This window comes from Caballeronia sp. LjRoot31 (assembly GCF_964253885.1).
Taxonomy (GTDB): domain Bacteria; phylum Pseudomonadota; class Gammaproteobacteria; order Burkholderiales; family Burkholderiaceae; genus Caballeronia.
Map to the genome: position 1 here is coordinate 3,242,507 of NZ_CAXURX020000001.1, position 18,304 is coordinate 3,260,810.

At 60.4% G+C, this 18,304-nt stretch carries 12 protein-coding genes; 1 reads left to right on the forward strand and 11 read right to left on the reverse strand.

Translation table 11 applies throughout. The annotated features are described in order from the left end of the window. Nucleotides 1–404: 404 nt before the first annotated feature. Nucleotides 405–2,642 carry a hypothetical protein gene (locus tag ACSQ8V_RS14370; RefSeq protein WP_436206103.1) on the reverse strand — a complete coding sequence of 746 codons (2,238 nt, stop codon included), beginning with the start codon at nt 2,640–2,642 and terminating at the stop codon, nt 405–407. 864 nt (nt 2,643–3,506) lie between these two features. Here ACSQ8V_RS14370 and ACSQ8V_RS14375 point away from each other — a divergent pair. Beyond that, on the forward strand, nt 3,507–4,487 hold the full coding sequence (locus ACSQ8V_RS14375; RefSeq protein ID WP_436206104.1) for a GDP-mannose 4,6-dehydratase: 981 nt from the start codon (nt 3,507–3,509) through the stop codon (nt 4,485–4,487). Here ACSQ8V_RS14375 and ACSQ8V_RS14380 read toward each other — a convergent pair. The 10 genes from ACSQ8V_RS14380 to ACSQ8V_RS14425 all read right to left on the reverse strand — a co-directional run bounded on the left by ACSQ8V_RS14380 (nt 4,477) and on the right by ACSQ8V_RS14425 (nt 18,278). Continuing rightward, entirely contained in the window at nt 4,477–5,466 is a 990-nt protein-coding gene (locus ACSQ8V_RS14380; RefSeq protein WP_436206105.1) for a LysR family transcriptional regulator, read from the reverse strand. The genes ACSQ8V_RS14375 and ACSQ8V_RS14380 overlap by 11 nt on opposite strands. Nucleotides 5,467–6,582: 1,116 nt before the next feature. After that, complete coding sequence (locus tag ACSQ8V_RS14385; protein WP_436206106.1) at nt 6,583–7,743, reverse strand: glycosyltransferase family 4 protein; 1,161 nt, start codon at nt 7,741–7,743, stop codon at nt 6,583–6,585. 52 nt (nt 7,744–7,795) lie between these two features. After that, the gene (locus ACSQ8V_RS14390; protein ID WP_436206107.1) at nt 7,796–9,085 is read right to left on the reverse strand and encodes a glycosyltransferase family 4 protein; all 1,290 of its coding nucleotides are present in this window, start codon (nt 9,083–9,085) and stop codon (nt 7,796–7,798) included. After that, on the reverse strand, nt 9,082–10,611 hold the full coding sequence (locus tag ACSQ8V_RS14395) for a glucose-6-phosphate isomerase (RefSeq protein WP_436206108.1): 1,530 nt from the start codon (nt 10,609–10,611) through the stop codon (nt 9,082–9,084). Before ACSQ8V_RS14395 ends, ACSQ8V_RS14390 begins: the two co-directional genes overlap by 4 nt. Nucleotides 10,612–10,614: 3 nt before the next feature. Next, entirely contained in the window at nt 10,615–11,775 is a 1,161-nt protein-coding gene (locus tag ACSQ8V_RS14400) for a glycosyltransferase family 4 protein (RefSeq protein ID WP_436206109.1), read from the reverse strand. Between the two features lie 56 nt (nt 11,776–11,831). Continuing rightward, the gene (locus ACSQ8V_RS14405) at nt 11,832–12,818 is read right to left on the reverse strand and encodes a glycosyltransferase family 2 protein (RefSeq protein WP_436206663.1); all 987 of its coding nucleotides are present in this window, start codon (nt 12,816–12,818) and stop codon (nt 11,832–11,834) included. 48 nt (nt 12,819–12,866) lie between these two features. Beyond that, nucleotides 12,867–15,089: a polysaccharide biosynthesis tyrosine autokinase gene (locus tag ACSQ8V_RS14410; RefSeq protein WP_436206110.1), complete on the reverse strand. Its 2,223-nt coding sequence runs from the start codon at nt 15,087–15,089 to the stop codon at nt 12,867–12,869. A gap of 46 nt (nt 15,090–15,135) precedes the next feature. Continuing rightward, on the reverse strand, nt 15,136–16,311 hold the full coding sequence (locus ACSQ8V_RS14415) for a polysaccharide biosynthesis/export family protein (protein WP_213767085.1): 1,176 nt from the start codon (nt 16,309–16,311) through the stop codon (nt 15,136–15,138). Next, complete coding sequence (locus ACSQ8V_RS14420) at nt 16,305–16,760, reverse strand: low molecular weight protein-tyrosine-phosphatase (RefSeq protein ID WP_213767084.1); 456 nt, start codon at nt 16,758–16,760, stop codon at nt 16,305–16,307. Before ACSQ8V_RS14420 ends, ACSQ8V_RS14415 begins: the two co-directional genes overlap by 7 nt. A gap of 126 nt (nt 16,761–16,886) precedes the next feature. Then, the gene (locus ACSQ8V_RS14425; RefSeq protein ID WP_436206111.1) at nt 16,887–18,278 is read right to left on the reverse strand and encodes a UDP-glucose dehydrogenase family protein; all 1,392 of its coding nucleotides are present in this window, start codon (nt 18,276–18,278) and stop codon (nt 16,887–16,889) included. Nucleotides 18,279–18,304: the final 26 nt, after the last annotated feature.

An 18,304-nucleotide genomic window follows, 5' to 3' on the forward strand; every position in this document is an offset into this window, starting at 1 on the left:
GACCGTACTGATCGTCGGGGCGCCGGTGCTTGCCCGAGAACACTGGTGGCGAAGCGTGTTCGTGTCAGGATTCGCGAGAAGGAGGGGTTCAAACATCCTTCGCTCTGGCGAGCACCGTGCTTTTGGGGCACCTATGAATCAAAACTGCACGCTGTGGACACTTAGGGTAGCGTGGTTGAAAGCGCTTTCTTTGCTTCGTTTCTTTGTCGCTTTGGACAAAGAAATGACGTGCCGCCACGCACAGTGGCTAATAGTGATAAAGAGAAAATCCGACTCACGCAGACCGCTAACACTGAAAGCATCAACCCGGCATAGACCCCGACCGCTAACCCGGGAACCCAGCACCCCACCCCCAAACCCTAGTCACCCAAAACCCAAAAGTGCGAACGAACACGCTACTCGTGCTACTCGTGCCACCGGTACATCATCACCTTCCCCCGCGCATCCTCTTCAACAAAAACCAAATACTCGCCATCCGCCTGCCGGCTCGCGCTAATGCCATTCGGCACATCCACCCACCCTGACGCACCACCCACTTCCGGCCCCGGCTTGATCACCCCAACCTCTCGCCCCGTATCCTTCTCATACACATGCACCATCCCAACCGGTTCCACCGTGAACAGATACTTGCCCTCAACCGTCAAACCAATCGTCGTAGCCAGCGGCTTGCTCTTCGTGTCCCAAGGCAACTCAACCGAATACCGCTGCACCGGATCCTTCGACCAATGGTCGTATCGAATCAACCGCCGCCCCACTTCCTTCCAGTACCCACGGTCAAACGGCTCGTCAGCCGTGTACCCAGTCAAATACATCGTGTCCGTATCCGCCTCATAGACCGCTCGCTTCACCACGTTGAACGGCGCCGGCATCGCATAGTTCTGCGCGTTGTCATACGCATAAACCGGATTGCCCACACGGTCCACTCCACCATATCGAAAGCGATTGATCCCGCGCGTGTCACTCGTGTGCCAAATATCACCCTTCGTATCAACCCACCACCCCCATCCACCAGGATTAGGTAGTAGTCCGTTGTTCACGTCGAACTCGTTCGCCTCAAACCGGCCATTGCCGTTCGTGTCGCGCCAGATCCAGTCGCCATGCGGCGGATGATTCGGAATGTTCTCCGCACCACGCTCCCGTCCTGCAAAGTAGCCAGAAGGAATCGCCAGCTCTCCATCACGCTTTGCATCGAAGCGATAAATCTTCAAATGATCCGAATACATGTCCGTCAAGTACAAGAAGGTCCGGCCGCCCACCTTGCGAGCGATCGGCTGTCCCGGCCAGTCATCAACGCTAAAACTCGGGTCCTCGGGATACTTGAACCGCCCCGACAAGAAACCCACGTATTTCCATTCCTGTCCCGCCGGCTTCGACAAATCCAGCTCAAAACGCTTATTGCCGGTGTAGACACTATTCGGACGCGCCGGGTCCATCCACGCGCCATCCACGAACAACAATCCCTGCACTTGCCACAACTGCCTGCCATCAGACGCATAACTCTCAAGCGTCGCACCGAGTCCCGCACCCGTCGAACCCTGCCGCACACCAATGCCGTTCGTCGATACATAAACATTCCCGGCCGCATCCGCGCCCACGCCGGTCAGCCCGTTGAACCGCTGCGGACCAGGACGCCCCGCGACACCCGAAAAAATGCCGCCACGCTCACCCAGCGCACCGGACTCGCGATACTTGCCGGCACCGCCATCGCGCGTGAAGATCACCACTTGCTGACGCGGTCCGTTGTCAGCAACCAGCAAACGTCCCTGCACATCTATCGTCAAATCGACGGCGTCGGTGCCCGCGGCCAGCGCCGGCGCATCGTCGATCACCGCACCCGCCGACGTGTAATGCGCAAGCCGCGCGCGGCCGCCCTGCGTATTGACCAGCGCCCATAGCGTGCCGTCCTTCGCGAGCGCCAAACGCCCCGGCTGCGTCGCGTTCCATTTGCTCTTTTGCTGCATCGACTCGGCGTCGTACACCTCGATGCGGTTCATCGCGGTATTCGCCACGTACAACAACGCATCCGATGCAGCCAGCCCGCCTACGTCCTGCTTCACGTCGTCCGTCTTCGCAGCGCCGCGCTTGTCTTCCGGCGCCTCGTTGATCATCAGGAAAGCGGCGGCGAGCTGCGCGTGTCCGTCTTTATCGGCGGCCAGGTTCGCCTGGAACGCCACACTGCGTTTCACGTCGCGGATGTCCCGCCGCGACACGCCAAACCACTGCTTGCCCTTGGGCGGCCACACACCCGCCTTCGACAAATTGCCCCGCTCATTGCCCACCCCGACCGCGACAAATGCATAGCGCCGGTTAAGCGCGATCGCGTTGCCGCCGTAGTTGCCCCAGCCGTGCGTGCCACCGGCCGTGCCAAGCACCTTGCCGTCCTTGTAGATGCTCACTTCCGCGCCGCTTTCGTCCCACGGCGCGTTGGTGTACACCCGGCCGTCAGGCGTGACGGCGATCGCGGTGATGTTGATCTGCGTCCACGTCCCATCGCCGAAACCAAAGGTGTTGCCAATCCAGGATGTACGCGCCTGCAACACAGTGGGCGATGCCGGATACGCAGAGTCCACTGCAGCCAGACCGAACGCGCCCACAACCAGAAAACGTGATGCCCAAAACGAAAAACGCGAAAAACGATGCAAGAGGTTTTCTCCGTCTGAGAGCGGCCGGCTCTGCTCCCATCGGCCGATGGTGCAGTAGAGACGTCACGGCCGTTACTCGGGTTAGCCAAGACTACCGTTCAAATATTGCAAAAAAATCTGAAATAAATGGAGTGCGATGCTGGATCACCAGTGGTGAATGAACCACACGATGCGACCAATTACCGTTAGAAGCGACTTTTAAACGGCTCCCTCGCAGCGCACAAGGCGCCAATAAGACGCTGGAGCCATTGTCAGCGTGGCACCAGAGCCTCGACTGACTTTCACACTGACTTATTTCTTTCAAAAAATTGTTTCGAAAAGTAATAAATACGACGTCTTTCAGACCTCTCAGAGCGGACTTTCCGGAAATACTTTTTAACACGTGATCTTCGGCTATTTAATATTTTCCGGTCGATTCTTCATAGAATAAGGAAAGCGTAATGTTCGACTGTCGGACTAAAGCCGCGCGCAGCAGGCGTATTACGCTTCGCTACACCACGGTCAGGATCGAGACAGGAATTGCCGATATCCGAAGATCTCGTGTGGGGATTCGGCAATTAATTGGCGATACTTCACGTCCGGCGCCGGTCATACTCAGTGTTCCGTCCCCTTGAAAGAAGGGCTACGTGATAAAATTCGCGATTAAATTGATGCGAAAAATGGCTGGAAAACGCCGTGGCGCTTCGCGCAGAGCCGAACTGTACGTTCTCGTGCGAATCGCCGTTTCATGATGGAATCCATCGTTCGACGGTCGCATCGTCGTAAAACGGCAAGTAAGTAACTGGCGTCACCGGACAGGCATGCAGAATCATTCCCGGCATGCCGCAACCCTTTGCCAAACGGCCGCCGCATATATCAAGCGCAATGAACGACATAAAACATCCTGACGGCGGCAAACGCCGTCGCGCTCTCATCACGGGTCTTTCGGGCTTTACCGGACGTCACATGGCCGCGCGTCTGCTGGACGAAGGTTACGACGTGTGGGGCACGACTTCGCCTGCGTCCGAGCCCGACGTGCCCGGCACGACCGGCGTTCCGCTCAACCTGCTTGATCTCGACGCGGTGCGTGCGTGCGTTAGCGATGCCCAGCCCGATGTAGTCGTTCATCTCGCCGGTCTCGCACACGTCACGGGCAACGCGCCCACACAAAGTTATCTTGTCAACATCATGGGCTCGCGCAATCTGCTCGACGCGTTGTCGCAGCTCGACAAGAAACCGCGTGCGGTGTTGATGGCGAGTACATCGAATGTGTATGGCAATGCGAACGTGGAAGTCATCGACGAAAACGTGCCGCTGAATCCCGGCAACGACTATGCGGTCAGCAAGCTCGCGATGGAAAACATGGCGCGCTTGTGGCTCGACCGCCTGCCCGTCTTCTTCACGCGGCCGTTCAACTACACCGGCGTTGGCCAGGGCGAAGACTTCCTGTTGCCGAAGATCGTCAATCATCACGCGCGTCATGAAGCACGCATGTCGCTTGGCAATCTGGCTGTGAGCCGCGATTTCTCCGATGTCCGCGATGTCGTCGAAGTCTATACACGGCTGCTGGAAGTCGCGCCTGCGGGCGAAGCATTCAATACGTGTTCAGGCACCGGCCATTCGCTTGGCGAAATCCTGGGCATGATGGAGCGTATCGCCGGATACAAGATCGAGATTTTCGTCGACCCGCGTTTCATGCGGCGCAATGAGATTGCGAAGCTGGTGGGTTCGAACGGCAAGCTGCGGCGTGCGATTGGCCGCGTGCCAGTCACCCCTATCTACGACACGCTCGAGTGGATGTTCAAACATGCGCGCGCGCAAGCCGAGGGTGAGGCTGTGCAGAGTGCCGCAGTCGTCAAGACGTGACGTGGCTTGTGTGAGCGGGGTGAGCAGGGTGATCGGCGTGTACGGTATGACCGGAGACCAGATCATCCGCGGCTATCTGCAGTGACGATTGCCGTCTATAGATCTCCGCGATCCACTCTATAAACACCTTCACTCGCCGTGGCTGATGCCGGTTCGCCGCATACAGGATCGACACCACGCGCGGATACGACGGATACGTCCGCAGCACTTCCCTCAGCGCGCCGCTTTCCAGATACGAGGACAGCGTATAGCTCGACGCCTGGATCAGTCCGAGGCCGGCGAGGCCGCATTCCACATACGAATCCGCGTCATTGACCGCCAGCATTGCCTTGAGCGGAATGGTCTTGGTTTCGCCGTCCACCACGAACTCCCAGCTTCTGACTCGACCGGTCTTACTCACCAGATAATCCACGCACATGTGGTGTTCAAGATCCTCGAGTGTATTGGGCTCGCCATATTTCTCGATATACGACGGTGCTGCCGCAGTAACCTGGGAATAGCGGCCGATCTGCTTTGCCACCAGGCCGATATCGCCGACAGCGCCTACGCGAATCACGCAATCCACGCCTGCCTCGATGATGTCGACCTGCTTGTCGGTCAGGCTCAATTCCACGCGAATATCCGGGTAGGCCGCGAAGAATTCGGGGAGTGCGGAGATGATGGTGCTTTTTGCCATGAGTGCGGGCAGGCTGACGCGCACGGTGCCTTTTGGGCTTAGCTTGGAGCGTGACAGGACGGACTCCATGTCGTCCACTTCGCCGAGTACGCGTACGCATCGTTCGTAGTAGATCTCGCCGTCTTCGGTGATGCTGATGCTTCGCGTGGTGCGGTTCAGGAGGCGTGCGCCGAGATGTGCTTCGAGTGCCTGGACGGTGCGGGAAACGCTTGCGGCAGGCAGGCGCAATGCGTCAGCGGCCTTGGAGAAGCTGCCGCTCTCGACCACGCGGACGAAGACTTTCATTGCTAGAAAACGGTCCATAACAGTCGGTTCCATTCTGGCCCGCAGATGTCAGGTGTCTGGGTTTTTGCTGCTGCGCGGGCCTAAATAGACATACTACGACGGTTTTGGTGCGTTCCGCTTGCCGCGGGGTTCGGGGGGGTGCGTTGGGGGGGGGCTGTTTGGGGTTAGTGGTCGGGGTCTATGCTGGGGTGGTCGGTTCTGGGGTTAGTGGTCGGGGTCAGTGCCGGGTTGGTGCTTTCGGCCGTGGTGGTCTGCTTGAGTCGGATTTTCTCTTTATCACTATTAGCCACTGTGCGTGGCGGCACGTCATTTCTTTGTCCAAAGCGACAAAGAAACGAAGCAAAGAAAACGCTTTCAACCACGCTACCCTAAGTGTCCACAGCGTGCAGTTTTCATTCATGGGTGCCCCAAAAGCACGGTGCTCGCCAGAGCCACGGATGTGTGAACCCCTCCTTCTCCGAACACCGATACCCACACGCTTCGCCACCAGTGATTGAACCTGCCCAAGAACCACCCCGCGCTATCCGCGTGAACCACCCACCGAATTTGTATGCATAACGAACCATGTAGCCAACCCGCCAAGAAACAATGCTGCAGAATGCGTGGCCGTAACCGACGAAAATAGCTTTACAGAACGCGCCGCCAATTCACAAAAACTGAAGCAGTAAACACAAACACGCATCAAGCTGTGGCCAATGAATACGGTCGTACAGAACAGGTAGCTAACCCGTCAAAACCGCAGCCGTAAATTCCCGTGAGGCCGTGCGGGTTCCTTAGCAACTCGTGCTTGCCCGAGAGCGTACGGGGCGAAGCGTGTTCGTGTCAGGATTCGCGAGAAGGAGGGTTTCACACATCCTCCGCTCTGGCGAGCACCGTGCTTTTGGGGCACCCATGAATGAAAACTGCACGCTGTGGACACTTAGGGTAGCGTGTTTTAAAAGCGCTTTCTTTGCTTCGTTTCTTTGTCGCTTTGGACAAAGAAATGACGTGCCGCCACGCACAGTGGCTAATAGTGATAAAGAGAAAATCCGACTCTCGCAGACCACCACGGCCGAAAGCACCAACCCGGCATAGACTCCGACCACTAACCCCAGAACCTAGCCCCCCGCCCCCCGGCCCAAGTGCGAACGAAAATCAACACCCGACATCGATCGCTTCGCTATAAACCGCCGCCACGCGCCTGGCAATCACCGGCGTATCGAAATTTTCGCGCGCATAGATCCGACACTCCTGCTCCGTCGGCAATTCCAGCGACCCATCCAACGCACCAATCAAGCCATCGGCAATAGCATCCACCCCCGTCGACGACAAAACAAGACCCGCCGATAAAGGTGCAACCGCCTCCGGCAGCCCCCCGACCGGCGTCACCAGCACCGGTGTCCCGGAAGCCAGCGACTCCACCGTAATCAGCCCAAAACCCTCCAGCGCAACCGTCGGCACAATACTCACATCCGCCGAACGATAAAGCGCCGCCAAATGCCTGTCAGGCACAAACCCAAGCAGCCGGACATTGTCGTCAAGACCCGCATCGGTAATGCGCGCCTGCAACTCCTCAGCAAGACGCCCCTTCCCCGCGATCAACAGCAACACATCCGGTTGCCTAGCCTTCACGCGTTTCATCGCTTCAATCAAATCCTCCAACCCCATCCGCCTGACCAGCCGCCGCACCGCAAGCACAATCGGCCGGTCTTGCGGCAACTGAAGCCGGCGACGCGCATCGGAACGGCTCAGCGGCAGATTGAACTGCGAGACATCGACACACCCCGGCACCACGCGAATCCGCTCCGCAGGAATGCCATAACGCGACTGCAATATCTCCCCAAACGCCTCCGACAATACGATCAACCGGGACGAACGCGCATACACCCGCTGCTCAAGCATCCGCTTGGTCCGCTGACCAATGGAATCGGCACCCTCGACATGGCTCTCATCCGCCCACGGTCCCTGGAAATGCGAAACCTGCGGAATGCCGCGCGTCACATCAAGACCCGGAAAGGTATAAAGCGCGAAATGCGACGACACCACATCCGGCCGCTCACGGCTCAACGACGCCCGCAACGCGCGGCGCGCAGCCATCAAGCGGCGTGGCAAGGACTGCGCCGCCGGACCGAAGCCGCGAATGGCGCCCTCCGTGTCCGCCGCCACCCGCGCCGATCCCGCGACCACGCCGCGTACCGTCACGCCGGCGCCCGGCAATGCTCCGACCAACGTGTGATACATCCGGTCCAAACCGCCCGCACGCTCGGGGAACCAATGCATTCCAATTTGCAGCGACTTGATGGCTTGCGTGCTCATGTCCACGACCCTGATCGAAATTGTTGATGGATAACGACAGCCGTCAAATTGCTCATACCGGCGATACGTGTGATTCGTTCGATATACCCGGCAGCACGGACTGGACCGCGCCAGCCGTTGCCCCAGCCGTTGCGCTCTTCATCAGTGCCGCCGCTTTAGGCGCCCCACCCTCCGCCTGCACTTCACCGGACGCCGCCGCGCCGGCCTGATTCGCAAAACCGCGATACAAATCCAGATACCGCCGCGCCATACGCGCCCACCCAAATTGGTCCGCCAGGCGCCGCGCAGCTTCTCCCATTTCACGACGCAGTTCGGGTGCATCAGCAAGCCTGGTGATCGCGCCCGCGAGCGCGGTGGCGTCGTCGGGATCGTCGAGCACAATGCCGCAATCCGTGCCGATAATCTCCGCCCCGCCCGCCGTCTTTGCCGTAATGATCGGCAGACCCGCCGCGAGCGCTTCCAGCAACGAGAGGCTCATCGCTTCGTAACGCGATGGGAAAACGAACGCGTCGACGGAATGCATCAGCGTGGGCATGTTCTTCACCAGCCCGAGGAAATGCACGCGATCCGCAATGCCCAGCGCCTTGGCCTCGTCGGGATAAGGACTGCCCGGGATATAACCCGCCACCGCCAACTGAACATGGGCGGGAAGTTGCACCAGCGCCTTTAACACCGTGTCCAAATTCTTGCGCGGCGTGCGCAGGTCGCCAACGAACAGCAACAGGCATGCATCGTCCTGCAGTCCGAACGATTTTCTGTCGGCACCGTTCACCCGGGCCGCACTAAACGCGCTCGTATCCACGCCGTTATAGACCACCTCGATACGCTCACCAGCCACACCGTTCGCGCGAATCTCGATAGCCACTTTCTCGGACACCGCGGCAATGATCTTCGAGCGCTGATACGCCCAGTGTTCAAGCCGCGCATTCACTCGGCTATACAACACCTGATACGCGGACCACAAACCACCCGTGAGCTTGAACGGATAATACGGACTGCGCAGCCAGCCGCCATGCACGAAGTGGGCGGTGTTCACGTCGGCTTTGGCCCACGATATAAAACCGTTTACGTGCAGGACGTCGTATTCCTTCTTGTGCGCCCTGAGCCACAACGCCGTCTTCAACGCGAAGATCTGCTGCTTGAAAAGTTTGGTCGGCCAGAAACGCCCGACCTTGATCGCGACCCATCGCAAGCGCGCTTCGCTAGCAAGCTCCGGTGCAACGTGCGATGCCAGCAGCGTGACTTGATGGCCTTCCGCCAATGCAGCGCGCGCGATCTCATAGTTCACGCGGCCTTGCCCGTCGTTGTGACGCACGACATGAGTGACGATGGCGATTCTCATCGGAGTGCCTTTTCAGGGAGGGAGTGTTCAAAGAGCGCTTGCGCTCGGCGACGCTCGAGCCGCTGGTGGTGACGCGCCGCGAGGACCGAGCAAAGGCCCATGTAAAGGATCATCCCGCCAATAGACGTGAACGTGTTCGTGAACACCAGCATGCCGACAATCGCAAATGCAACGCTTAAGGAAGCCTGCGCGTATTTGTCATCGCGTAACGAAAACGAAGCACGGAACGCACGTGCGAGCAGCAAGCCAAGCCCCGCAAGATACATCAGCGAACCCGGCCAGCCGAGCACGAACGGCACGTTCATCACGCCACTGTCGAAGCTGCCGTATTTGCCGAGATCGCCATTGGAGGTGGAGAGTTTCGTCGATGAACCGGTGGCGCCGAAACCTTCGCCGGAGACGTCGGTGAACGCGGTTTTCGCGAACGACGCGTAGAACTCGTTGCGCGCGGCGTAGCTGTTGTCATCGCTGAGATTGGTGATGGACTGCAAGCGCGTCGCCATCTTGTCGGCAATTGGACCGAAGGTGAGCAGCGGCACGGAAAGTCCCGCCAGCACCACCGCGCCCACAAGGATCCGCACCCGCACCTTGTTGCTGGCCTTGAGCAGTTGCAGCACCATCGCGATGACCCAGCCGCCCCATGTCGAGCGGACCATGCACAGGCCAAACGAGATGAAGCCGAGACCGCCCGCGACCCAGCGCACGCTTTGCGTGCCGGCCATGGTAAAGGTGAGCGCGGCCATCATGGCGAGCGCGAAGGGGCCGGACGAATTCATGGTGCTGAACACTCGCACGCCGAGCCGGACCGGATCGCCTTGCGACGCCATTTGGGAGCCGATCATCCACATGGAGTCCCAGCCCGGCATGAGGAAGAACTGCACAAGGCCGTAACCGCCCATGAACAGCATGCCCCAGATGAACGTGTCGAGGATAGCCTGGCGGTACTTCGGATACTCCCGGGCATGGACCATGATGTGAAAGCCGATCAACACCGGATACAGCCATGCCGCGAGGTCATAGGTGGCCGCCATCGGACCGTTGGACATCACGCCAATCAGGTACGCGTAGGCCAAGCCCATGAAGATCAGGAGGAACGGCAAGCCGCGCCGCTCAGCCAGCACACGATAATGCCGGACCACGGTCAGCGCGCAGATCATGGTCACGACCACGGGCGCGATCTGGATCAGGCTGGTGGGCGTAAAACCGCCCTTCGCGAAGTCCGCAAGCCGACGCACTTCGGGGCTGAGAAACCACTGCCACCATACAAAACCGATATAACGCGCGGGACTCTTGAAGTACAGCCATACGCCGACAGCCGTCGCCATGGCCGGGAACCCGTACGTCAGCGCCGTTCCCTGATGCGCCACGATGAGCAGCAGCGTGAACATCCAGAAGCCGCTTTGCGGCACCCAATGTTTGGGGTCATCGCGGAACAGGCCGAGAAAACCGGCGCGCAGCGGCTTGCCACCGTTCTCGATCAGATCGGCCAGATACTTCGGCGTGCGGGGAGCGGCCTGTGTGCTCATGGATCAGTTCACGCGGCGTTGAGGAGCAACATTGCCAAGCTCGGCATGCAACGCGGTTTCCGAGGGACGCGCGAGCATATCCATGTACCGCGTCCTCATGAACTCTTGCGTAAGACGGACATGCTGAAGCGCGAACTGACGTGTCGTGTAATCGCGTGCGGCGAAGTGCCGGCTCGCCGCCTGTGCGCGTTGCAGCGCGAGTTCGGGATTGGCGACTATCGTGTCGAGCGTGCGCTGCAACGCGGGAACATCGTGGGCCGGCACATAAAACACGTGCTCCGGGCCGAAGTAATCGCGCAAGGACCCGACATCGGAGACGATCACGGGCTTGCCTAGCGCCACCGCTTCTAGCACGACCGTAATTCCCGACACATGTGAGTTCGGGCGCAGCGGCACCACGATCACGTCGGCCCAGTCATACAGTTCACGTGCCGCTTTCAGGCCCACTGCCGGCGCGATCTTGACGTTGCTTGCATGCAGCGCTTTCGATACCCGCCGACGCGTCGCGATCCGGACTTCATGCGCCGGGTTCTGCCGGAACGCCTGAGCAAGCGACTCCCAGTCGCGATCGCGATCGTTGCCAATGGCGGCAATTCGCACTGGCGTATGCGGTTGCCAGGCGCTCGGCTCCTGCAGCGGAAAGTCGATCGGGTTGATGCCGTAGTAGACCTGTTCCACATCGTCGCGCTTGAAATATTCACGCGCCATTTGCGCGTTTTCGCTCGCATGCGTGGTCAGGACATCGGCACGGGCGAGCAGCTTTTTGTACACCCACTTCCTGAGCGCACCGAAGCCCGCCCACTTGTCGACCAGCCACACGCTTTGCGCGAGCAACATCGGGTTGCCACGAGCCCGGCCTTTCAAAAGCAGCAGCAATGCCGCCGATAAATGCTCGTGCTCGGTATGCGTCCACACGACATCGGCGTTGAGGATTTCCTCGCGATTGCGCCACGTATGAATGAAGTCAAAGCCAAGTGCCGCCTTCAGCCCACGCCGCGCAAGCCGCACGAATTTGTTCTCGGGTTCATCTCGCGAATAGGTCAGCGTGAGTTCAGGAGACTCTGCGTGGTGATAACCGTACAGGCAGCCGATGTTCTCCCCCGCCCGGTAAAACCGCGGGTCTGCGCCGTAGAACAAATGCACGTGAACCTTGGTCGCTTGCATACGGGAAACCTCCGCGTCGCCCTGATGTTGTGAGTTCCGGACCCGCGCTACGCGGCTCATACGGCGCTCGCGCCGTCGGTGCGGCCGCGCATGGCGAGCGCATAGGCTGCGGGCACGTGCTGCGCGTCGCGGCGGGCGTCGTTGGCGCCTCGACGCATCGCGCGATAACGCGTCCAGCAGGCGGTATCGCGAGTGCGGGTGAGGGCGAGCAACGCATGCGCGAAGCCGGGCATTGCACGGGTGCCAATGGCGGCGTACCAGTACCACGCGATGTGCCGCGCCACCGGACCCAGATGCTCGCGCAATACCAGATGCAGGTTGTATGCGGTGTCGGCGAGCGCGTCCAGCGTTTGCGCGTCGCGGCCGTTGTCATCGAAACGTTCGGCGGGGAAATGATCAACCGCCACGCGCGGATCGTAGACCATCTTCCAGCCCGTACGCCGCACGCTCAGGCTAAACGAGAGGTCGTTGGCGGATTGCGCGCCCTTGCCGCGCAGACGCGTATCGAAGCGCAATCCGCCCACCGCCGAGCGTCGATAAATCATGTTCGCGCCCTTCAGCAACGAGACCGTTCGTGGCGCGCCCACGCCCAGATGATGGTTGCCGCAGATCTTGCCGGTGCGGCGTATCACACCGACTTCCGAACGTTCGCCATCGAGCAGCGCCCCGCGTTCGAACACCCAGTCGCGCCCGCCGAGCGCGCCCAGCGTTTGATCGTCGTTGAAGGCTTGATCAATTCGCGCCAGCCAGTCGACGCGCGGCGCGGCGTCGTCGTCGGTGATCGCGATGATGTCGCCGCGCGCCGCATCAAGTCCGCGGTTCAGCGCCGCGACCTGCCCGCCCAGACCTGTCTCGATCACACGCAACTCGAACGGATTGTTCGCGGCCAGCTCCGTTTCGAGCGCGCGATGCGTCGCATCGTCTTCGGGACGCGCGATGACCAGCACTTCATCCGCCGGGCGAGCCTGCGCACGCAACGCGTCGAGGCAACGCTTCAGGTCGGCGGGACGACGATATGTCGGCACCATCACGGAGAGGGTCAGGGTTGAGGTCGATGCTGGGGTCGATGTCATGCAGCGCTCCGCTCGCGTTCAAACATTCAAGTAGTCTTCAACCGCTGCATAGTGTCCGCGGTTATAACCACGCGAACGTTGCGGCATGCCGTTCATGATCGCGCCATGCAGCGGAATACCCGCCGAGCGCAGGCGCCGAATGGCATCGGAAATTTCCATTTCGTTGTGCGCGCCTGAGCGCATCACGAGGAAGTTGGTCCCTGAAAGCTTGCCAATGATCGATGCATCCGTGACGGCGAGCACCGGCGGGGTATCGATGAAAACTACGTCGTACACGCGCCCCAGGCCGTCGAGATATTGCTGCAAGCGCGGCGACATCAGCAGCTCCGACGGATTCTCCGGACGCTTGCCCGCAGGCATGAAACTCAGGAACGGCGTGCGCGTGGTACGGATGGCCTGCTCGAGTCCGACCGTGCCGGCAAGCAATTCCGCCAGGCCATTCGTGCGCTCGACGCCGAACGAACGTTCCAGCTTGCCGCGCCGCATGTCGCCGTCGATCAGCAACACTTTCTTGCCCGATGCCGCGAGCAGCACGGCGAGGTTCACCGCGAGAAAGCTCTTGCCGACACCCGACGCCGGACCCGTCAGCATTACCGTGTGATTGCGCGCTTCCATCAGCGTGAACTGCAGCGACGTACGCAGGCTACGCATGATTTCCACGCAGACATCGTTCGGGCGCATGGTCGCGAGTATGGGCGCAATCCGGTCACGGTCACGCTCCGTGCGCTTCGCTTCCGCATCGAGCTTCACCTGTTCCATGCTCATGGGAACGAGGCCGATCAGCGGCAAGCCTGCCAGACGCTCGACCTTGTCCGGATCCACGATGCCCTTGAACATGGCGCGGCGCAGGAACACGAGGCCAGTCCCAAGGATCAGACCGAGAATCACGGCCGCCGACATGATGAGGAATTTCTTCGGCTTGATCGGCGCACCCGGCCGCAGCGCTGCATCGACAATATGTACGTTGCCGCCCGTCCCGGCCTTCTGCACCGACAACTCCTGCACGCGATTCAGCAACAGCACGTAGATGTCTTCGGCCACCTTGGCATCGCGCTGCAACGATACGGCTTTTACTTCGGATGCCGGAAGATTCTTGAAGCGTTCGCTGAAGCGCGCACGTTCAGCTTCCAGTTGGCCAAGCTGCTGCTGCGCGACGATAAGCGCCGGATGGCTGCTTTCGAAGCGCTGGTCCAATGTGGCGATCTGAAGCTTCAATGCGGAAATCTGCGCCTCGTAGGTGATGCTGCCTTCGAGGTAAACCTTCGCTTCGTCGCTTGCATTGATCGAACCGGACTTGCTTTGATATTCCGTCAGCGCGGCTTCAGCACGCTCTAGATCACCCTTCAGTCGCGGTTGTTCGCTCTTCAGGAACGCGAGCATTTTTTCGGCGTCGGCCTGCTTGCTTTCAATGTGCTGATGCAGATACGAGTCGGCCAGCGCATTCGCAATTTCAGCCGCGCGCGCGGGGTCACCGTTCTCGAGCGAGATCTGGATCACACCGGTCGACTTGCCCTGCTCGACGACCGTGATGCCCGACTGAAATGATGCGATGGCATCGAGGTCATTGGCCCGTAACACCACGAAGCGCGTACCGGGACGCGCCACCAGTTTCGTGACATCGATCGATACGCCATTGCCCTGCGCCATCTCACCCACACGGCCTTCGAGCAGCGGCACGCCTTCCGGCGTTGCCAGCGAATAGCGGTCATTACCGAGCGCAGTCATGGTCAGCTTCACGCCTTCCAGCGAAGGGACCACTTCAATGGAATCGACCGTGGCTTGTTCACCGCCCCACGCATACGACGTCATGCCGAGCCATGGCTTCCCGGGTTTGCCTGGCGTGGCGAGCCGTGCAGCGATGCTGCCGAGAACCGGTACGGTCATCGGGCTCACCGAGAAGTTGAGCTTGCACTGCGTGACGACCGGCGCCACCACGCCGCGACTCTTGATGATCTCGATCTCGGCGTCAGTCGGCAGCGCGCCCGACGAATTACCAATCGCGGCACCCGTCTGCGTCTGCGTGAGCGCTTGCGACGTATTGTCGGACTGCTCCACGCGAACGTGCGCGTCGGCGGAATAGACCGGCTTCGCGACGTAGCAGTACCCGGCCGCGGCGAGAATGATGAACGCCGCGGTACCGATCAGCCACCAGATGTCGTCGAGGACCACCTGCAGCAACTGCCCGAGGACAACGTCCTCTTCATCGGTCTTGCCCTGATAGGAATGTGCTGGCGTGCTCACGATTCAACCCCGGTTGGTTTGAGGTATTCGACGATATGAAAAGCGTTCATCGCGTCAGTTCCTTCAGGTAGAAGAGTGTCTGCAAGGTCGGCAGAACCTGGTTGACCATGCGGTTGAACTGGACGGCGCCAGCCGTGCCCACGTACACCACGTCGAGCGGGTGAAGCTGGAATTGCGCGGACAGCAGCAGCGAATCCGGTTGCGTCAGATCCAGCCGGTAAATCTCCGGCGAGGTTGGCTTCTCACGTGCACCGCGCACCACGTAGATTTGCCGTGCGTTCGCGTCCGTGTCGAGGATGCCGCCTGCTTGCGTCAGCGCATCGGCGATCGTCAGGCGGCCTTTCATCATCGAAACAGGCAGCGGCGTCTTGACTTCGCCCATCACGAACACGCGGCTGTCGGTACGATCCGGCACGTTCACGATATCGCCCGACTGCAGCATCACGTTCTGCGAAATCTCGCCACGATCAAGCACGCCGTCGGCATCAAGCACGTAGAGTTTGCCGTTGCGCGTGAGGCGCACGCGCTGCAGGTCGGCGTCGGCGTTCGTGCCGCCCGAGCGTGTGATTGCATCGACCAGCGTGAGCGGCACATCGCTCATCGCGAGCGGTCCGGGCGTCTTCACCTCGCCGGTCACCGAAACCTTCTGGCTGCGATAAGCAAGCACGCGAACATCGACTTGCGGTTTCTTCAGGTACGGCGACAAGCCCGCCGCGAGCTGATCGCGAATCTCGCCGGCCGTCTTGCCCGAAACGTGCATCTTGCCGACGAACGGGAAGTAGATCGTACCGTCAGGCGAGACCGTCTGCCCGAACGGATCGGCCTGTCCGGGCAACGCAGTGGTGTATGGCTGCGCGAGGGCGCCAGCGATCGTTTGCGTGGTGTTGCCGCCCGCCGACAAGGTCTGCCCCTGCTGCGTGGTGAGCTCCGGGTGATCCCATATCGTGATGCCGATCACGTCCTGCGGTGCCAGGCGATACACGTATTGCGCCGGATCCGCAAAACGCGCGGGCGGCAGCGCCGCTGCCGGACCCGGCCGGTTCTGCTGCATGATCACGTCCGCCGTGATCAGGTGCACGGAATAGGTCGCGCTCGGCGTGGGGTCGGAATCGTCCAGGCGCGACGTGTTCAGGTTGTAACCCGGCAAGGCGCCACAAGCCGACAAAAAAGTCGTCAGCGAAAAGACCACGGAGACAGATAAGACTAGAGACCGGTTCACCATATTTTATTCAGCCATCCCTGGACCAGACGTTCGATTAGCCCGAAGCTCTCGCGATAGGCAACTTCGTGGCCGCCGTACGGATCGGCCACTTCAGAGTCTTCCCACTTGCCAAGCAGATGCACCTTGCCGCGTGTGTACGGCGCCATCTGTTCAATCGCGGCAATCTGCTGTCTTTCGGGCACGAGAATCAACTCGGCTGCGCGCGCCATGGACTCGTCGAGCCGGCGCGCGGAGTGTCCCGATGGATCTACGTCGCGCTCCGCCAGCAAGCGGTACATCGTTGGATCGATGTGGCGGCCTTCCTCGGCAAAGAGGCCGGCGGAGCGGAATTCGATCGGGCGTCTTGCGTCTTTCCCCGCTAACTTGCCGGCGTAAGCGCGGAACAGCATTTCCGCGGCAGGGCTTCGGCAGACATTCGCATGGCAGACAATCAAGACGCTTCGAAACATGGGTTGTATCCGTTAAAGCGGCGCAGTCGCGGCATCGGGTCCTTCAACCGAAGCCGCGCTCGCCACGCCTGGTGTGTCGATATCGTTTTTATAGACCAGCTAATGTTGCTGGCTTGGAGAACCCGCTCAGACCGCTACGGGCGCCTTCACCGCTTGCCGTACGCCACGTCCGATCGCGTGATACTCCACGCCGATCTCGTTCATGGTTTCCGGCTCGTAGAGATTGCGGCCATCGAAGATCAGCGGGGTCTTAAGACGCCGCTTCATGCCGTCGAAGTCCGGGCTCTTGAATACCTTCCACTCCGTCACGATGATCAGCGCGTCGGCGTTATCGAGGGCTTCGGTGTGATCGTTCGCGTAGGTGAGGCGAGCGAGCAGCGCAGGCGTGTCGTGCAGATCGAGCGCGATCACGCGGCGTGCTTCGTCGGTTGCGACCGGATCGTAGGCGCTGATCGACGCGCCGCGTTCGAGCAGTGCCGCGATCAGTACGCGGCTGGGAGCATCGCGCATGTCGTCGGTATTCGGCTTGAACGCCAGGCCCCACAGCGCGAACTTCTTGCCGCGCAGATCATCGCCCAGACGGGCCACGATCTTGTTGGCAAGGGTTTGTTTCTGCGCCTCGTTCACCGAGGTGACTGCCTTCAGGATTTCCATCTGCTCGTCGTACTCGCCCGCCGTCTGGATCAGCGAACGCACGTCCTTCGGAAAGCACGAACCGCCATAACCGCAACCCGCGTACAGGAAGTCGTAGCCAATGCGCGGATCGGAACCGATACCGCGACGCACCGCCTCAATATCCGCACCCACGCGGTCCGCGAAATTCGCGAGTTCGTTCATGAACGAGATACGCGTGGCGAGCATGGCGTTGGCCGCGTACTTGGTGAATTCGGCCGAGCGCACGTCCATGTAAAGCGTGCGTTCGTGATTGCGGTTGAACGGCGAATACAGGCGCTTCATGCGTTCGCGGGCGCGTTCGCCGGGTACGTCGTCGTCGCAGCCCAGCACGATCCGGTCGGGCCGCGTGAAGTCGTCGATAGCCGCGCCTTCCTTCAGGAACTCCGGGTTCGATACAACCGAGAACATGTGCTGCACACCGCGCGTGGCGAGTTCCTGATCGATCGCTGCCTTCACGCGACGCGCCGTGCCGACCGGCACCGTCGACTTGTCGACGATCACCTTGAAGTTGTTCATATAACGGCCAATGTCACGCGCCGCTGCAAGCACGTACTTCAGGTCGGCGGAACCGTCCTCGTCGGAGGGCGTGCCCACCGCGATGAACAGCACTTCGCCGTGTTCAACCGCAGCCTGGACATCGGTGGAAAAGCTCAGCCGTCCTGCCGCACGATTACGTGCGATCACGTCCTGCAGGCCCGGTTCGTGGATCGGCACGCCGCCGCCGTTCAGGATTGCGATCTTGCGTTCGTCGAGATCGAGGCACAGCACGTCGTTACCGATATCGGCCAGACACGCGCCCGTCACGAGGCCTACATAGCCGCTACCGATGATGGTCAGTTTCATAGCACGCGCTCCAGGGTTGGCAAATT

Excerpts from the sequence above, each read along its gene's own strand:
- ACSQ8V_RS14375 (WP_436206104.1), top strand. The coding sequence starts at position 3,507 with ATGAACGACATAAAACATCCTGACGGCGGCAAACGCCGTCGCGCTCTC.
- ACSQ8V_RS14380 (WP_436206105.1), bottom strand. The coding sequence starts at position 5,466 with ATGGACCGTTTTCTAGCAATGAAAGTCTTCGTCCGCGTGGTCGAGAGC.
- ACSQ8V_RS14385 (WP_436206106.1), bottom strand. The coding sequence starts at position 7,743 with ATGAGCACGCAAGCCATCAAGTCGCTGCAAATTGGAATGCATTGGTTC.
- ACSQ8V_RS14390 (WP_436206107.1), bottom strand. The coding sequence starts at position 9,085 with ATGAGAATCGCCATCGTCACTCATGTCGTGCGTCACAACGACGGGCAA.
- ACSQ8V_RS14395 (WP_436206108.1), bottom strand. The coding sequence starts at position 10,611 with ATGAGCACACAGGCCGCTCCCCGCACGCCGAAGTATCTGGCCGATCTG.
- ACSQ8V_RS14400 (WP_436206109.1), bottom strand. The coding sequence starts at position 11,775 with ATGCAAGCGACCAAGGTTCACGTGCATTTGTTCTACGGCGCAGACCCG.
- ACSQ8V_RS14415 (WP_213767085.1), bottom strand. The coding sequence starts at position 16,311 with ATGGTGAACCGGTCTCTAGTCTTATCTGTCTCCGTGGTCTTTTCGCTG.
- ACSQ8V_RS14420 (WP_213767084.1), bottom strand. The coding sequence starts at position 16,760 with ATGTTTCGAAGCGTCTTGATTGTCTGCCATGCGAATGTCTGCCGAAGC.
- ACSQ8V_RS14425 (WP_436206111.1), bottom strand. The coding sequence starts at position 18,278 with ATGAAACTGACCATCATCGGTAGCGGCTATGTAGGCCTCGTGACGGGC.